This is a genomic window from Frankia sp. CgJB1 (assembly GCF_977947065.1).
Map to the genome: position 1 here is coordinate 1 of NZ_CDWTNB010000026.1, position 15551 is coordinate 15551.

Genomic DNA, 15551 nt, shown 5'->3' on the forward strand with positions numbered 1-15551 from the left:
GCCCGGGTACTGGGCGGATCCCACCCGGCGGGTGACGGCTCGGCCGCGGGCCGCCGCGCCGCGTGGGCCGCTGCCGGGGTGCACCGTGACGAACTGTCGTCCACGGTGCTCTGGCTGGGCCTGCCGGGCGGGGCGGACAGCCCGGCCGGCCGGCTCCTGGCCATCTGTCGTGAGGCGGGGGAGCCCTGCGTGCTCACTCTGCGCCAGGTCGGCCCGGGCCAGGACTGCGGCGACCTCGGGGTGGGCCTCGCAGTGGTGTACCTGTGTGAGAATCCGATCGTGCTGGCCAGCGCCGCCGACGAGCTGGCGGGCCGCACCCCGCCGCTGGTGTGCGTGAACGGCCAGCCGTCGGCCGCCGTCATCGGCCTGCTCTCGGCGCTCGCCGGCCAGGGCGCGCGGTTCGCCTACCACGGCGACTTCGACTGGGGCGGCCTCCGCATCGCCAACGGGCTGCGGGAACGGATCGGCTGGCGGCCATGGCGTTTCGACGCCCGGTCCTATCAGGCGGCGCTGGCCACGGTGACCGGCGGCGAGCTGGCCGGCCGGCCGGTCGACGCGGCCTGGGACCCCGACCTGCGCCCCGCGCTGGAGCACCATGCGATCAGAGTGGACGAGGAACTCGTCCTCGCCGAGCTGATCGACGACCTCAGCGCCCCACACGACTGATAGCTCTTGGTAACATTCGGTAGCACTCGGTAGATGAAGGCCAGGCGCTCAAGGGTGCGGCCGGTAGAGTCCCGGCGACACGCGCGGGCAGCAGGTCGGCAACCTCGCTCGTCCGGGCGCCCTGGCCGGCGAGAGCAGCGATGATCGTCTGGTCTTCGTCGACGACGAGCAGCGGCGCCCGGTGCGGCAGGCGCATACTGGAGGCGATGACCAAGTCAGCGGTACCCAGGCCCCGTCTGTCCACCAGCCCCTTCAAGGCCCCGGTCACCCCGCCGTGCAAGCGGTTCGCCGTAGGAGACCGGGTCACCCACGACAGGTACGGCCTCGGCCAGGTGACCGGGGTCGAAGAAGAAATCGCCGTCCTCGTCGATTTCGGTTCCCAGCAGGAACGCATTCTGAGCCCGTTCAGCAAGATGTCCCGTCTCTGACGCCGTGAGGCTTCGATTCGCGGAACCCGAAGACGCCACGTAGGCGGCGGAAGGTCCCGCGGGCAAGCCTGTCACCGCCCTGACGTCCTACCCCTCGTTCCACTCCGGCAGCCCACCCCGAAAGCGAGACATCTCATCGCCACCACCTCGATCCCCCTCTTCTCCGCGTCGGAGCCGCCGCGGTCTCTGCCGCGGCAGGAGCCCCCGCCTCTGACGATCCGCCTCTTCCAGGCACCCGACTTCGGGCCGTCTGATGTCGAGATCATCGATTTCGCGGTCACGGACGTCGAGACCGTCGCCTTCCAGGCGCCCGTCGTCGAGCGCCCGCCCGCGCTGGATCCCCGTCGTCATCGAGCACGGCCCCGCCGATCGTAGGCTCCGGGCGCTGTCCGGGTAGGGCGCGCAGCCACGCGCACCAGGCGTCGACCCCCTGGCCGGTACGGGCGCTGACCTCCAGCACGGCCACGCCCGGGTTGACGTCGGCGAGGTTCTTCCGGAACGCCTCGAGGTCGAAGTCGAGGTGGGGAAGCAGATCCGTCTTGTTGACGAGCACCAGGTCGGCCGAGCGGAACATGACCGGGTACTTGAGGGGCTTCTCCTCGCCCTCGGTGACGGCGAACACCATCGCGCGCAGGTCCTCCCCGACCTCGAACTCGGCGGGGCACACCAGGTTGCCGACGTTCTCGATAACGACGAGATCGAGGTCGCGCAGGGGCAGCCGGCCCAGCGCCGAGGCGACCATGGGCGCGTCCAGGTGGCACTCCCCGCCGAACCCGTTACCGGTGTTGATCAGGGCGATCGCCGCGCCGAGCCCGTCGAGGCGGTCGGCGTCGATGCTGGTCTCGATGTCGCCCTCGATGATCCCGACCCGCAGATGCGGGCCGAGAAGGCGCAGCGTCTCGACCAGCAGGGTGGTCTTACCGGCGCCGGGAGCGGACATCAGGTTCACCACCGTGACGCCGGCGGCGTCGAAGGCGGCCCGGTTCGCCAGCGCGACCCGCTCGTTCTCCCCGAGGATCCGCTCGAGGACCTCGACCCGTTCGGGCCCGGTGCCATAGCCGGAATGGTCCCCGACGGACACCCCGGCCGGTGAGTGCGGACCCGAGTGCTCGTGCGGCGCCCCTTCCGGGTGGGGATGGAAGCGACCCACCGCGCGTCACGCCTCCACGGTGCCGGGAACTACCGGGTCGGGAGCCGCCGGGTCGGAAGCCACCTCGAACGAGGTGACGAGGAACTCCTCGCCGGTGACGATGGTGACGCCGGCCGCGCCGCAGGTGCCGCAGCGCAGCACCCGGTCCGCCAGCTCGCCACGGGTCCCGCACACCCGACAGCACACACTGACCGGCACGCTCTCGACCTCCAGCACAGACCCGGCCAGCACCTGCCCGCCGGGGGGATCGGCGCCGTTCCCCGGCGGCCCAGCGCTCTCCGGGGGCCCAGCGTTCATCAGCTTCCAGCAGTAGGCGAGGGTTTCCGGCACGATCTGGCGCAGCTGGCCCACCCGGACGTGCACCCGGGTGACCGGCCGACCGGCCGCGTGCCGGGTGACGACGTCCGCGATCGATCGGCAGACGGACAGCTCGTGCATCGCCCGGTCCTCCCCCGGCACCCTCCGGCGACCCGCCTGATCCGGTGACCCGCCCGAGCCGGCATCGCACCGGCTCACCACTTCGCCGGGCCGCGCCTCGGCGCTCGCCCCACGGGCGTCGATGAGGGCAGGCTGGGATGGCCGGTGCATACCCCACTCTCACCCGGTCGTGTGCGCTTCACCAAACCGCACTGCGCGTTGGTGACTGCGCGTTGGTGGCAGCCTCCGCGCACTGTCGATAGGCGTCCGGCGTTGGGGGACATAGTGTCTGCTCTGCCGGACGTCTCCGTGAGGCGACGGGCCACCCGACGATCACCCGGCCCAGCGGCTTCTGATCACCTCGCCGGAGGGCTCGGTCCGCTCGTGGAGGTGGGCGGTGCGGCGGACCGCGGTGCCGACCACCGCCCGTCCGACGAAGGGAGTGCTGATGTCATCCGTGCTGTGGTTCCAAGGCGGGGCGTGCAGCGGCAACACGATGTCCTTCCTGAACGCCGACGAGCCCAACGTCGTCGACCTGATCACCGACTTCGGGCTGGAACTTCTCTGGCACCCATCGTTGGGGCTGGAGAACGGCACCCAGGCCCGGGAGCTGTTCACCGACTGCGCGCGGGGTGAGCGGCCGGTCGACATCTTCGTCTTCGAGGGTTCGGTGATCCGCGGCCCGGACGGAAGCGGCGGCTTCGACGTCTTCGCCGAGCGGCCCATGCAGGACTGGGTGCGCGAGCTGGCCGCCCAGGCTCAGGTGGTGGTGGCGATCGGGGACTGCGCCTGCTGGGGCGGGATCCCCGCGACGGCGCCGAACCCGACGGACTCCACCGGGCTGCAGTTCCACAAGCGTGAACGCGGCGGTTTCCTCGGCCCGGGCTTCCGGTCGCGCTCCGGGCTGCCCGTCGTCAACATTCCGGGCTGCCCGGCCCACCCGGACTGGATCACGCAGATCATCGTGGCGCTGGCCACTGGCCGGGCCGCCGACATCGCGCTCGACGAGCTGCACCGGCCACGGACGTTCTTCACGACATTCACCCAGACCGGCTGCACCAGGGCAGAGTACTTCGAATACAAGCAGTCGACCCTGGCTTTCGGGGACGGGACCCGCAAGGGCTGCCTGTTCTATGAGTTCGGCTGCCGCGGCCCGATGACCCACTCCCCGTGCAACCGGATCCTGTGGAACCGCCAGTCGTCGAAGACCCGCGCCGGCATGCCGTGCATCGGGTGCACGGAGCCGGAGTTCCCATTCTTCGACCTCGCTCCCGGCACGGTCTTCAGGACCCGGAAGGTCGGCGGGCTCATTCCACGGGAGGTGCCGGCGGGCAGTGGCCACCTCGGCTACCTGGCACACGCGGCAGCCGCCCGGATAGTCGCCCCGCAGTGGTCGAAGGAGGACATGTTCGTCGTCTAGCCGCCCGGCAGCCGATGACCGATGACCGCGCGTGCTCCGACCGGAGACCGCGAGGAACGGACGGGGAGGAGAGAGGATTCCAATGGCCACCGTCGATCTCAACGTCAGCCCGTTGGGGCGCGTCGAGGGCGACCTCGACGTCCGGGTCACGATCGACGACGGGGTGGTCACCTCGGCGTGGACCGAGGCGGCGATGTTCCGGGGCTTTGAGATCATCCTGCGCGGCAAGGACCCGCAGGCGGGCCTGATCGTGACCCCGCGGATCTGCGGGATCTGCGGGGGCAGCCACCTGTACAAGTCGGCGTACGCGCTGGACGTCGCGTGGCGCACCGAGATGCCGCCCAACGCGACGCTGGTCCGCAACATCGCGCAGGCGTGCGAGACGTTGCAGAGCATCCCGCGCTGCTTCTACGCGCTGTTCGCCATCGACCTCACAAACCGGAAATACGCCTCCTCGCCGCTGTATGAGGAGGCGGTGCGGCGGTTCGCGCCCTACACCGGCAGCAGCTACGGCCCGGCGGTGGTGCTGTCGGCCAAGCCGGTGGAGGTCTACTCCATCTTCGGCGGGCAGTGGCCGCACTCCAGCTTCATGGTGCCCGGCGGGGTGATGTGCGCGCCGACGCTGCCGGACCTGACCCGCTCCATCGCCATCTTGGAACACTGGAAGGTCAACTGGCTGGAGAAGCAGTGGCTCGGCTGCTCGGTGGAGCGATGGCTGGCCAACCGTACCTGGCAGGACGTGCTCGCCTGGGTGGACGAGAACCCCGCCCAGCGCGACAGCGACTGCGGCTTCTTCCTCCGGTACTGCCTCGGCATCGGCCTGGACCGCTATGGCCAGGGAGTCGGCAACTACCTGGCGACCGGGACATACTTCGCCCCCGACCTCTATACCCGGCCGACCATCTCCGGCCGCAACGCGGCACTCATCGGCCGGTCCGGGGTGTACGCGGGCGGCGAGTACTCCGAGTTCGACCAGGCCCGGGTGCGGGAGGACGTCACCCACTCGTTCTACGAGGAGACCGAGGCGCGCCACCCGTTCGACGGCGAGACCCGGCCCATCGATCCGGCGCGCGGCCGGGAGCAGGGCAAGTACAGCTGGGCGAAGTCACCCCGGTACGAGGTGCCGAACCACGGGTACCTGCCGTTGGAGGCCGGGCCGCTCGCCCGCCGCGTCGCCGCCGCGGCTCCCGGCGCGGGTGCCCACCAGGACGACGACCCGTTGTTCGGGGACATCCTGGCGGCCATCGGCCCGTCGGTGATGGTCCGCCTGCTGGCCCGGATGCACGAGGCCGCCAGGTACTACCAGTGGACGCGGGCCTGGCTCGACCAGCTGGACCTGCACGAGCCGTTCCACCTCAAGCCGGTGGAGTACGCCGAAGGGCGCGGCTTCGGTTCCACGGAGGCGGCCCGCGGCTCGCTCTCGGACTGGATCGTCATCGAGGACGGCAAGATCGCGAACTACCAGGTGGTCACCCCGACCGCCTGGAACATCGGCCCCCGCGACGGCTCCGAGGCGCCCGGTCCCATCGAGCAGGCCCTCGTCGGCACGCCCATCGTGGATCCGGAGAACCCGATCGAGCTCGGCCACGTGGCCCGCAGCTTCGACTCATGCCTGGTCTGCACGGTCCACGCCTACGACGGCAGGACCGGCCGGGAGCTCAGCAGGTTCGTCATCAACGACAACCTATGACCGGGACCGACCTATGACCGGGAGTGACCTATGACCGGGGACCGGGAGGCGGGTGCCGCCTCGCGACCCCCGCCCGGGCCGCGGGTGCAGGTCGATCCGCCCGGTTTCGAACCACCAGGGTGCGAGGTGGCCGTGATCGGCTGCGGCAACCTGCTGCGCGGTGACGACGGGGTCGGGCCGATCCTGGTCCGCCGGCTCGCTGAGACGGGCGTCCCGGCCGGGGTGCGCCTGGTCGACGGGGGGACCGCCGGGATGGACACGGCGTTCGCGATGCGCGGCGCGCGCCGGGTCGTGGTCGTCGACGCCAGCCGCACCGGGGCCAAGCCCGGGACCGTGTTCGAGGTCCCGGGCGCACAACTGGAAAACCTGCCCCTGGACGCGCTGCACCCGCACGCCTTCCGCTGGGACCAGGCGCTGGCGTTCGGGCGCTGGCTGCTCGGCGACGGCTATCCGGGCGACGTCGTCGTCTACCTCATCGAGGCGGGCGGCGTGGAGCCCGGCGCCGATCTCAGTCCCGCGGTGCGCCGGGCGATGGAACAGGTCCGGGAGCTGATCATCGCCGGTCTCACCCCCGGGACCGGCGGAACGGACGGATGACCAGACGCATGGATGACCAGACGCATGGGTGAGGACGCGCATGGGTGAGGACGACGTCATCGGCACGGGTGTGACCTGCGCGCGCCCGCAGCCCGTCGGGGTCTTCCCGCTGCCGGCCGGTTTCCTGCTCGTGCCGGGCGGCGAGGCCACGGCCGACCTGCGCCGGACGCTGGCGGCCGGGAAGGTGCCGGCGGCCTGGCCGGCGGAGCTGGCCGCGCTGGGGATTCTGGTGGACGTGGTCCGGTTCGCCCTGGGCGAGCTGGACGAACCTCCGCCGCCCGGCGGGAAGACCGGCGAGATCGCGGCAATGGTGTGGTCCGCACACGCCGCCCAGGCCATGGCCGCCGGCCGGCCGGGCGAGGCTGCGGGGCTGCTGGAGCGGGCCATCGCCGCAGCGCGGGAGCCCTCCCCCGGTCTCGCCGCCCAGCTCAGGTCCACCGCGGCGGACCTGCGTCGCGGAGTCGAGGGGCCGAGCCCGGCCGTCATCGCAGAGCTGACGGCGGCGCTCGCCGCGCTGGCCGCCACCGACCTCACGGTCGGCCGGGCCGAGCTGCACCTGAGCCTCGGTTCGGCCTACCAGGAGCTGGCCGGGGACGATCCGGCGAGCCTGAAGGCCGCGGTGGAGCACTACCTCTCGGCGCTGCGCCTGGTCCGCATCGATACCGCCCCGGAGCTGTTCGCGGCGGCACAGGTCAACCTCGCCACGGCATATCTGGCCATGCCGATGGCGCAGGCGTCCGACCAACTGCGGGTCGGCGTGGCTGTGCAGGGCCTGCGGACCGCCCTGTCCGTCTACACCCGCGAGACCCATCCCGAGCGGTGGGCCAGCACCCAGCTCAACCTGGCCAACGCCTTGGTCTACGCGCCGTCCGCGCATCGGGAGGACAACCTGCGGGAGGCGGTCGCGCGCTACCAGGAGGTCATCGCCGCCCGCGACCGCGACGCCGACCCCCTCGGCTACGCCCGGGCTCGGGCGAACCAGGGCAACGCCCTGGCCCACCTCGGTCTCTTCGACCCGGCGCAGGCGGTGCTGCACGAGGCGCAGGCGATCTTCAAGGAGTTCGGGGACTCCGACGCCGTCCTGGCCGTGCGTGGGGTACTCGACGAGATCGCCCGCCGGCTCACCGCGAAGTCGACGTGACGCCCGGCAGCGGAACACTCGGTGACGCCACTCCGACCGGATGGGCTGGGCAGGCCGGCCGGGCAGGGCGGGCCGGCCAGGCGGGGGGCTGGGAACCGGCGGTGTGGATCGGCGCCCCGGCGCCCGGCGGGCTGGCTCTGCCGTCGGCTCTGCCGTCGGCGTCCCGGCTGTACGCGCCGCGCGGGGTGTGGCTCGGCGACGACCTGCTCGTGGTGGCGGACTCGGGCAACCACCGGGTGCTGATCTGGCATGGTCTGCCGGCCGTCGACGGCACCCCCGCCGACGTCGTGCTCGGCCAGGCCGACGCGACGAGCGAAGGACCGGCGGCCGCGGGGCGCGGACCCGAACGCGGCCTGCACCTGCCGACCGGCGTGCTCGTCACGGACGGCAGGCTCGTGGTCGCCGATGCCTGGCACCACCGGGTGCTGGTCTGGGACGAGGTCCCGACGGTCACCGACACTGCCCCCGACCTCGTGCTCGGGCAGCCGGACGCCGGCGCCGTCCGCGAGAACCGGGGCGGCCCGTGCGGACCAGACACCTTCTACTGGCCCTTCGGGGTGGCCGTGGCGGGTGGGCGCTTCTACGTCGTTGACACCGGTAACCGGCGGATCCTGGGCTGGTCGGATGGCCTGCCGTCCTCACCCGGCCGGCTACCCGACCTGGTGCTGGGGCAGCCCGATCCCACCCGCCGGGACGAGAACCGTGGCGGCGCGGCCGGGCCGGCCAGCTTCCGGTGGCCGCACGACCTCGCCGGCACCGCCGATCGGCTGCTGGTCGCGGACGCCGGCAACCACCGACTGCTCGGCTGGGCCTCCCATCCCGACGCCGACAGCGACGCAGATCTGGTGCTCGGCCAGCCCGATCTCGCCTGCTCCGGGGAGTTCCCCTACGCGCCTGGCCGGGCCGACGTCCTGCGCTTCCCTTACGCCGTCGACAGCGACGGACACCTGCTGGCCGTCGCGGACACCGCCAACAACCGCGTCCTGCTGTGGGACGAACTGCCGCGGCGCAGTTCCATGCCTGCGACCGGTGTGCTCGGCCAGCCGTCGTTCGCCGAGACCGGGGAGAACCGGTGGACCCGCGTCGAAGCCGACACCTTCTGCTGGCCGTACGGCCTCTCGGTGCGCGGCGACCGGCTCGCGGTGGCGGACTCGGGCAACAACCGGGTCATGATCTGGCGGTGGGTGTGACCGGAGAGCAGAACAGGCGGGCCGGGCGGGCCGAGCGGGCCGAGCGCCGGGTCCGGCGCCGGGTCGTGGTGGAGGGCGTCGTCCAGGGCGTCGGTTTCCGGCCCTACGTCCACCGGCTCGCGGGCACCCTCGGGCTCGCGGGATTCGTCGGCAACGACTCGACCTCGGTGTTCGCCGAGGTCGAAGGCGACGAGGTGGCGGTGGCCGAGTTCCTGCGCCGGCTCGAACCGCAGGCGCCACCGCTCGCGCACATCGAGCGCGTCACGGTGACGAGCGTGACCCGGTTGACCGCCGGCGACGCCGGGTTCCGGATCGTGGCCGGCGCGACCGTTCCCGGCGACCGCACCCTGGTGCCCGCGGACACCGCGGTGTGCGCCGACTGCCTGCGCGAGATGTTCGACCCGACCGACCGGCGCCACCGCCACCCGTTCATCACCTGCACCAACTGCGGCCCGCGGTACACGATCATCAGCGCGCTGCCGTACGACCGCGCGGCCACGACGATGGCCCGTTTCCCGATGTGCGCGCGGTGCGCGGCGGAGTATGCCGACCCGGCGGACCGCCGTTTCCACGCCGAACCCGTCGCCTGCCCGTCCTGCGGACCGAAGCTGTGGTTCAGCCCCGCGGACGGCACCGGACCAGAGGTGCACGGCACGGACGCCGCGCTGGCGGCGGCCCAGCGGGCGTTGGCGGCCGGCGCGGTGGTCGCGGTCAAGGGCGTCGGCGGCTACCACCTGGCCTGCTCGGCCGAGAACGACCTGGGCGACACGGCCCTGGCGCGCCTGCGCGCCCGCAAGGGCCGGCCCGACAAGCCGTTCGCGGTGATGGTGCGCGACCTGGCGACGGCCGCCCTGGTGGCCGACCTGTCGTCGGCGGAGGCGGCGCTGCTGGCGTCGCCAGCCGCTCCGATCGTGCTCGTCCGCCGCTCGCCCGCGGCGGGGATATCGGGGATATCGCGGCTGGTCGCCCCCGGCACCCCGCTGGTGGGGCTGCTGCTGCCGTACACGCCCGTGCACCACTTGCTGTTCGCGCCGGTCCCGGGCAGCGGCCCGCCACCGCCGCGGATGCTGGTGATGACCAGTGGCAACCGTTCGGGCGAGCCCATCTGCTTCGCCGACGACGACGCGCGGGACCGGCTCGCCGGCCTCGCCGACGCGTTCCTCCGGCACGACCGACCGATCCTCCTGCCGTGTGACGACTCGGTGGTGCGCTGCGGCTACGGGGACGACGGAGACGACGGGCAGGTGCTGCCGGTGCGGCGCTCCCGCGGATACGTTCCGCTGCCGGTGGACCTCGGCCGCCCTGTCCGGTCGGTGCTCGCCGTGGGCGGCGAGGGCAAGAGCACGTTCTGCCTCACCACGGACCGTCGCGCGTTCGTGTCCCAGCATCTGGGTGACATGGGCAGCCTGGCGGCGCTCGGGGCCTTCGAGCGGTCCGCCGCGCACCTGACCGACCTGTACGGCGTCGCGCCGGAGACGCTCGCCGCCGACCTCCATCCGGGATACGTCACCCGGGCCTGGGCCGAACGCGCGGCGGCCACGGGGGCCGAAGACGCGGCCGCCGGGAACCCGGCTGCGGGGGCGAACCAGGCCTCCACCTACGGGTCACGGTCCGCCTGCCGGTCGCCGCACCTGGTCCAGCACCACCACGCCCATGTGGCCGCCCTGCTCGCCGAGCACGGCAGGCTCGGCGACACCATCCTCGGGGTCGCGTTCGACGGCACCGGCTACGGGCTCGACGGCACGATCTGGGGCGGCGAGGTGCTGCTGGTAGGCCCGGACGTCGCCCGCGCCAAGCGGGTCGCGCACCTGCGTCCGATCGGCCTGCCCGGGGGCGACACCGCCGTCCGCAATCCGTACCGGGTCGCGCTCGCCCATCTGGCCGCCGCCGGCCTGGACTGGACCGCGGACCTGGCGCCGGTGCGGGCCTGCTCCGTGGCGGAGTTGCGCACCCTGCGCACCGCGCTGGACCGGGGCGTGGCCTGCGTGCCCTGCACGAGCATAGGCCGCCTGTTCGACGCGGTGGCGTCGCTGCTCGGGGTGCGCCACCGGATCACCTACGAGGCGCAGGCCGCCGTCGAGCTGGAGGCGCTCGCCGCGGACGGGCTCACCGCGGCGGAGCTCGGCGGCGCCGGACTCGGCGGCGCCGGACTCGGCGGCGCCGGTGCCTGCCGGCTCGCCTTCGGCCTGGCGGACGGCGTCCTCGACCCAGCGAGGGTGCTCGCGGGGATCGTCGCCGGTCTGCGGGCGGGGGTGGCGGTGCCGGTGCTGGCCGGCGCGTTCCATCTGGCGGTCGCGGACGCGGTGGCCGAGATCGCGGGGGTCGCGCGGCGGCGGTACGGAGTCCGCCTGCTCGGTCTGACCGGCGGTGTGTTCGCCAACGTGGTGCTGACGCGGGCCTGCCGCGCCCGGCTCGCCACCGCCGGGTTCAACGTACTCGTCCATCGGGTGGTGCCGCCGGGCGACGGTGGGCTGGCGCTGGGCCAGGCTGCGGTCGCGGCGCTGGGCCGCCCGACGGAGCCGACCTTCGGCGGGAAGGAAGCCTGACGGCATGTGTCTGGGGATACCGGGCCGGATCATCGAGATCTGGGACGACCGCGGTACGCGGATGGCGATCGTCGACTTCGGCGGCGTCACCAAGACGGTGTGCCTCGCCTACCTGCCCGACGCGACCGTCGGGGAGTACACGATCATCCATGCCGGCTTCGGGCTGATCAGGGTGGACGAGGCCGCGGCGCGGGAGACCCTCGCGATGTTCCGGGACCTGGGGCTGCTCGAGGAGGAGCTGGGATCGCGCGCGGCGGGACCGGGCATGACCGGGCCGAGCCGGTGAGGTACCTGACGGAGTTCCGCGACCCGGCGTTGGCCCGCCGGCTGCTGGATGCGATCATTGCCACCGCGACCCGACGCTGGACGATCATGGAGGTCTGCGGCGGCCAGACCCACTCGATCATCCGTAACGGGATCGACCAGCTCCTCGCGGACCAGGTCGAGTTCATCCACGGCCCCGGCTGCCCGGTGTGCGTCACGCCGCTGGAGACGATCGACCGGGCGCTGGCGATCGCCGCCCACCCCAAGGTGATCTTCTGTTCGTTCGGGGACATGCTGCGGGTCCCCGGCAGCGGCACGGACCTGTTCATGGTCCGGGCGCGCGGCGGGGACGTCCGGGTGGTCTACTCGCCGCTCGACACGGTCCGCCTCGCCGAGGAGAACCCGGACCGCCAGGTCGTGTTCTTCGGGGTGGGCTTCGAGACCACCGCCCCGGCCAACGCGATGGCCGTGGTGGCGGCCCGGCGCCGTGAGCTCGGCAACTTCTCCGTACTTGTCAGCCACGTGCTGGTGCCGCCGGCGATGACCGCGGTCCTCGCCTCGCCGGCGAACCGGGTGGCGGCGTTCCTGGCGGCCGGCCACGTGTGCACGGTGATGGGCACTTCCCAGTACGAGCCGTTGGTGGCGACCTACCGGGTACCGATCGTCGTCACCGGTTTCGAGCCGCTCGACCTGCTCGACGGAGTGCGCCACGCTGTCAAGCAGCTCGAGGCGGGGCGGGCAGAACTCGCGAACGCCTACCCGCGGGCGGTGCGGCCGGCGGGCAACCCGGCGGCCCGTGAAATCCTCGCCGAGGTTTTCACGGTGTGTGACCGGTCCTGGCGGGGAATCGGGACAATCCCGGACTCGGGTTGGCGGCTGTCCGCGGCGTACCGGGACTTCGACGCCGAGGTCCGCTTCGACGTCGAGGGCCTCACAGTGGCCGAGCCGGCCGAGTGCCGCAGCGGCGAGGTGTTGCAGGGCCTGGTCAAACCGCCACAGTGCCCGGCGTTCGGAACCTCCTGCACGCCACGCACCCCGCTCGGCGCGACGATGGTCTCGGCGGAGGGGGCGTGCGCCGCCTACTTCCAGTTCCGGCGGCTGACCCCGGCGGTCGGCCGTGGCTGACCCCGTCGACCCGACCGGTTGGACCTGCCCACTTCCGCTGCGTGACCATCACCAGGTGGTGCTGGGGCACGGCGGCGGCGGCGTGCTGTCGAGCGAGCTGATCGAGCATCTGTTCCTGCCCGCGTTCGGGACCACCGACGTGGCGCGGGCACCGGCGGACTCGGCGGTCCTGGATGTCGCGGGCGCCCGGCTCGCGTTCTCCACCGACTCGTACGTGGTGCGCCCGCTGTTCTTCCCCGGTGGCTCCATCGGCGAACTCGCGGTCCACGGCACCATCAACGATCTGGCCTGTGCCGGCGCGATGCCGGTGGCGCTCTCGGCCGGGTTCATCCTCGAGGAGGGCCTGGAGCTCGCAGTCCTGGGCCGGGTGGCGCAGGCGATGGGCCGGGCCGCGGCCGCGGCGGGGGTGCGGCTGGCGACCGGGGACACCAAGGTCGTCGAGCGCGGGCTGGCCGACGGTCTTTACGTGAACACCAGCGGCATCGGGCTCGTCCCGGCCGAGGTGGACATCCGCCCCGAACGGGCGAGGCCCGGCGACCGGGTCATCGTCTCCGGCCCCGTCGGCGAGCACGGTGTCGCCGTGCTGAGCGTGCGCGACGGGCTGGAGTTCGGCGGCGAGGTCCGCTCCGACACGACGGCGCTGCACGGGCTGGTCGCGGCGGTGCTGGCGGCCGCGCCGGGGGTCCACGCGCTGCGCGACCCGACCCGGGGTGGCCTCGCGACCGCGCTATGCGAGATCGCCGCCGCGTCCGGGACGGGCATCGAGTTCGCCGAGCGCGCCGTGCCGGTGCCGCCCGCGGTCGAGGCGGCCTGCGGGTTCCTCGGCCTCGACCCGCTGCACGTGGCGAACGAGGGCAAGCTGGTCACGTTCGTCGCCGATGCCGACGCCGACGCGGTGCTCGCGGCGATGCGGGCGCATCCGGCGGGGCGTGACGCGGCCGCCATCGGCACGGTCACCACGGAGCATCCGGGCGTGGTCGTCGGGCGCACCGCGTTCGGGGGAACCCGCATCGTCGACCGGCCGCTCGGCGAGCAACTCCCCCGCATCTGCTGAGTTCGGCGGCGTGGCCGCGCCCACCTTTCCAACGATCGGCTCCAACGATCGGCGGGTCAGGGCGCGTGATGCGCCGGATCCATCCGGAGGACCCGGAACCGACCTCCAATGATCTTGCCGTACATCTCGGCGGACATGGGCCCGGGGAACGTCGCGACAACCGATGCGGGCGAGCCGGCGTCATCGATGAACACGACCGCGTACGCGCCGGCACCTGGCTGCACGGTACGGAGGGCGGCCTCGGCGCGTTGCCAACCGCCCTTGCGCCAGTTGTCCCTGGCCGGCCGGTCGCAAGGCTGCGGCGCCGTCACGCCGGCCCCGGCCCGAACAGCACGCCGGGCCGGAGCCACCGGTCGCCGGGCGGGCTACACCAGTCGCCGGGACGCACACGACACGCAGGACGCCCGGGACACACAGTGGCGTCGGTGAGCCGGTGAATCCTCGCCATGTCCCACCCCGGTCCAAGTCGTGCGGTCCAGTTCTCGGCCGTGCGGTGCAGTTCTCGGTCGACATGCTCCGTGGCATCAGCTTCAAGACTTACGCACGACAGGCGGCTTGGGAAGGGTGTGAGAGTCGTCAGACGACCGACGGGGCGGGGGGCACAGCGCGGGTTCCCCGCCCAGCACACCGCCGTCAGGACCGCGGTCTCCACGTGCGACGATCCGACGGAGATCCCGGTAAGCCTGGCGCCAGGCGCAGGCTCGCGGGGTGTGACAACAGTCAGACCAGATGAGAACGGCCGGCCGATGAACCATTGCCCTGGACCCGGGTAGACGATAAATGGACATGCAACCCTGCCTCACCGACCTCCTGAACGCACTTGTGCAGTTACGGAAAGCGGCTGGACTGAGCCAGGCCCAGCTCGCCAATCGGGTCCGCTACCAGCCGAGCTACCTGTCGAAGGCTGAACGCGGACTGCTCGGGGTGCCGTCGCAGTCGCTCGTGACCGCGATCGACATAGAGCTGAACGCCGGTGGCTCCCTGATCGAACTGCGTCGTCACGCGTGGCTGGAGGACAAGGGGAGTCAGGCGGGCATCCCGTGGCGACGAGCTCTGGAGGAGGTGGACACCACAGATCATCGACAGCTCACCGTCGGGGAGAGCGCGGCCGCCGTCGGTCCCGTCACGAGATCCGATGCACCAGCCATCCCCGTCCCCGGGCGCACGTCCACGTCCACGTCCACGTCCGAGGGAGCCGACCGCCGGACAAGGAACACCGTCGGCCTGTCCGGGCACTGGTGGACGGCCTGGCAGACGTTCCGGGACGGCGAGGAGATCCGCACCTCGCAGGAGGCGAACCTGAACCAGGTCGGCGACGTCATCCAGATGGAGGCGATCTCCCGCGGCCTGTCGGTGGACGAGGGCGGGTACCTCTGGTGGGGCGAACTGCGGGTCTAGGACAACGAGATAATCATGGGTTGGTACGTCGCGTCCGACGGATCGGTCCGGTCCAAGGGGACGCTGTTCCTCTCCCTGCATCCCCACGGCGACCGGTTGACCGGCCGCTGGGTCGGATTGAGCTATGACGGCCTGTTCATCGAGGATTGGGGCGCGATGGCCCGCTCGGAGAACACCGCGCTCGCGCTCATCGACCGGCTCAAGAAGCAGTACCCCAGAGTCCCATGACGCGTCCGTACGTGCCTCGGCCGGCTTCCCGAAACGGCATCTGGAGGAAACGAGGCGGGGGAACGAGGCAAAACGCGGCAATCGGTCCACGTAACTACGGTCGGACGGTGTCACCTCGCCATAGTCGTCTTTCCGTCCTACCGGGTGTCCGCCCGGGCGACCAGCCGGTGAGGAGCAGCGGCTCATAGAGTGACCAGAATGACCTTCCCCCTGGTCGATCCGTGCCCCCTGGTCGAT

16 protein-coding genes are annotated in these 15551 nt (G+C 72.3%); 13 read left to right on the top strand and 3 right to left on the bottom strand.

Annotated features, from left to right (window positions below; all coding sequences use genetic code 11):
* Both AC08OT_RS05160 and AC08OT_RS05165 read left to right on the top strand, forming a co-directional pair.
* The coding region (locus AC08OT_RS05160) for a TIGR02679 family protein (protein WP_476602572.1) at nucleotides 1–666 on the top strand (666 nt) is incomplete at its 5' end.
* 206 nt (nucleotides 667–872) lie between these two features.
* On the top strand, nucleotides 873–1094 hold the full coding sequence (locus tag AC08OT_RS05165; RefSeq protein WP_462185804.1) for a hypothetical protein: 222 nt from the start codon (nucleotides 873–875) through the stop codon (nucleotides 1092–1094).
* Nucleotides 1095–1371: 277 nt separating this feature from the next.
* On the opposite strand, the gene hypB is transcribed toward AC08OT_RS05165, so the two are convergent.
* Nucleotides 1372–2175, bottom strand: a complete 804-nt coding sequence (gene hypB, locus AC08OT_RS05170; protein WP_476602573.1) for a hydrogenase nickel incorporation protein HypB — start codon at nucleotides 2173–2175, stop codon at nucleotides 1372–1374.
* Nucleotides 2176–2250: 75 nt separating this feature from the next.
* Nucleotides 2251–2682 carry a hydrogenase maturation nickel metallochaperone HypA gene (locus AC08OT_RS05175; protein WP_476592029.1) on the bottom strand — a complete coding sequence of 144 codons (432 nt, stop codon included), beginning with the start codon at nucleotides 2680–2682 and terminating at the stop codon, nucleotides 2251–2253.
* A 427-nt stretch (nucleotides 2683–3109) separates the two neighbouring features.
* Between AC08OT_RS05175 and AC08OT_RS05180 the strand changes: the two genes are divergently transcribed.
* The 9 genes from AC08OT_RS05180 to hypE all read left to right on the top strand — a co-directional run bounded on the left by AC08OT_RS05180 (nucleotide 3110) and on the right by hypE (nucleotide 13688).
* Entirely contained in the window at nucleotides 3110–4081 is a 972-nt protein-coding gene (locus AC08OT_RS05180) for an NADH-quinone oxidoreductase subunit B family protein (RefSeq protein WP_476592028.1), read from the top strand.
* An 82-nt stretch (nucleotides 4082–4163) separates the two neighbouring features.
* Nucleotides 4164–5771: a nickel-dependent hydrogenase large subunit gene (locus AC08OT_RS05185; protein WP_476592027.1), complete on the top strand. Its 1608-nt coding sequence runs from the start codon at nucleotides 4164–4166 to the stop codon at nucleotides 5769–5771.
* A gap of 30 nt (nucleotides 5772–5801) precedes the next feature.
* Nucleotides 5802–6368: a hydrogenase maturation protease gene (locus tag AC08OT_RS05190; protein ID WP_476592026.1), complete on the top strand. Its 567-nt coding sequence runs from the start codon at nucleotides 5802–5804 to the stop codon at nucleotides 6366–6368.
* A gap of 40 nt (nucleotides 6369–6408) precedes the next feature.
* Nucleotides 6409–7509: a hypothetical protein gene (locus tag AC08OT_RS05195; protein WP_476592025.1), complete on the top strand. Its 1101-nt coding sequence runs from the start codon at nucleotides 6409–6411 to the stop codon at nucleotides 7507–7509.
* Complete coding sequence (locus AC08OT_RS05200) at nucleotides 7506–8699, top strand: NHL repeat-containing protein (RefSeq protein WP_476592024.1); 1194 nt, start codon at nucleotides 7506–7508, stop codon at nucleotides 8697–8699. The genes AC08OT_RS05195 and AC08OT_RS05200 overlap by 4 nt, the downstream gene beginning before the upstream one ends.
* Entirely contained in the window at nucleotides 8690–11245 is a 2556-nt protein-coding gene (gene hypF, locus AC08OT_RS05205) for a carbamoyltransferase HypF (RefSeq protein WP_476592023.1), read from the top strand. Before AC08OT_RS05200 ends, hypF begins: the two co-directional genes overlap by 10 nt.
* Before the next feature lie 4 nt (nucleotides 11246–11249).
* Nucleotides 11250–11531, top strand: coding sequence for a HypC/HybG/HupF family hydrogenase formation chaperone (locus AC08OT_RS05210; RefSeq protein ID WP_476592022.1), 282 nt, complete (start codon nucleotides 11250–11252; stop codon nucleotides 11529–11531).
* Nucleotides 11528–12634: a hydrogenase formation protein HypD gene (gene hypD / locus AC08OT_RS05215; RefSeq protein ID WP_476592021.1), complete on the top strand. Its 1107-nt coding sequence runs from the start codon at nucleotides 11528–11530 to the stop codon at nucleotides 12632–12634. Before AC08OT_RS05210 ends, hypD begins: the two co-directional genes overlap by 4 nt.
* Nucleotides 12627–13688, top strand: a complete 1062-nt coding sequence (hypE, locus tag AC08OT_RS05220) for a hydrogenase expression/formation protein HypE (RefSeq protein WP_476592020.1) — start codon at nucleotides 12627–12629, stop codon at nucleotides 13686–13688. The genes hypD and hypE overlap by 8 nt, the downstream gene beginning before the upstream one ends.
* A 56-nt stretch (nucleotides 13689–13744) precedes the next feature.
* On the opposite strand, the gene AC08OT_RS05225 is transcribed toward hypE, so the two are convergent.
* Entirely contained in the window at nucleotides 13745–13999 is a 255-nt protein-coding gene (locus AC08OT_RS05225) for a hypothetical protein (protein ID WP_476592019.1), read from the bottom strand.
* 475 nt (nucleotides 14000–14474) lie between these two features.
* On the opposite strand from AC08OT_RS05225, the gene AC08OT_RS05230 reads away from it, so the two are divergent.
* Together AC08OT_RS05230 and AC08OT_RS05235 are read left to right on the top strand one after the other, a co-directional pair.
* Entirely contained in the window at nucleotides 14475–15086 is a 612-nt protein-coding gene (locus tag AC08OT_RS05230; protein WP_476592018.1) for a helix-turn-helix domain-containing protein, read from the top strand.
* A 15-nt stretch (nucleotides 15087–15101) separates the two neighbouring features.
* Nucleotides 15102–15314, top strand: coding sequence for a hypothetical protein (locus AC08OT_RS05235; RefSeq protein ID WP_476592017.1), 213 nt, complete (start codon nucleotides 15102–15104; stop codon nucleotides 15312–15314).
* Nucleotides 15315–15551 lie beyond the last annotated feature (237 nt).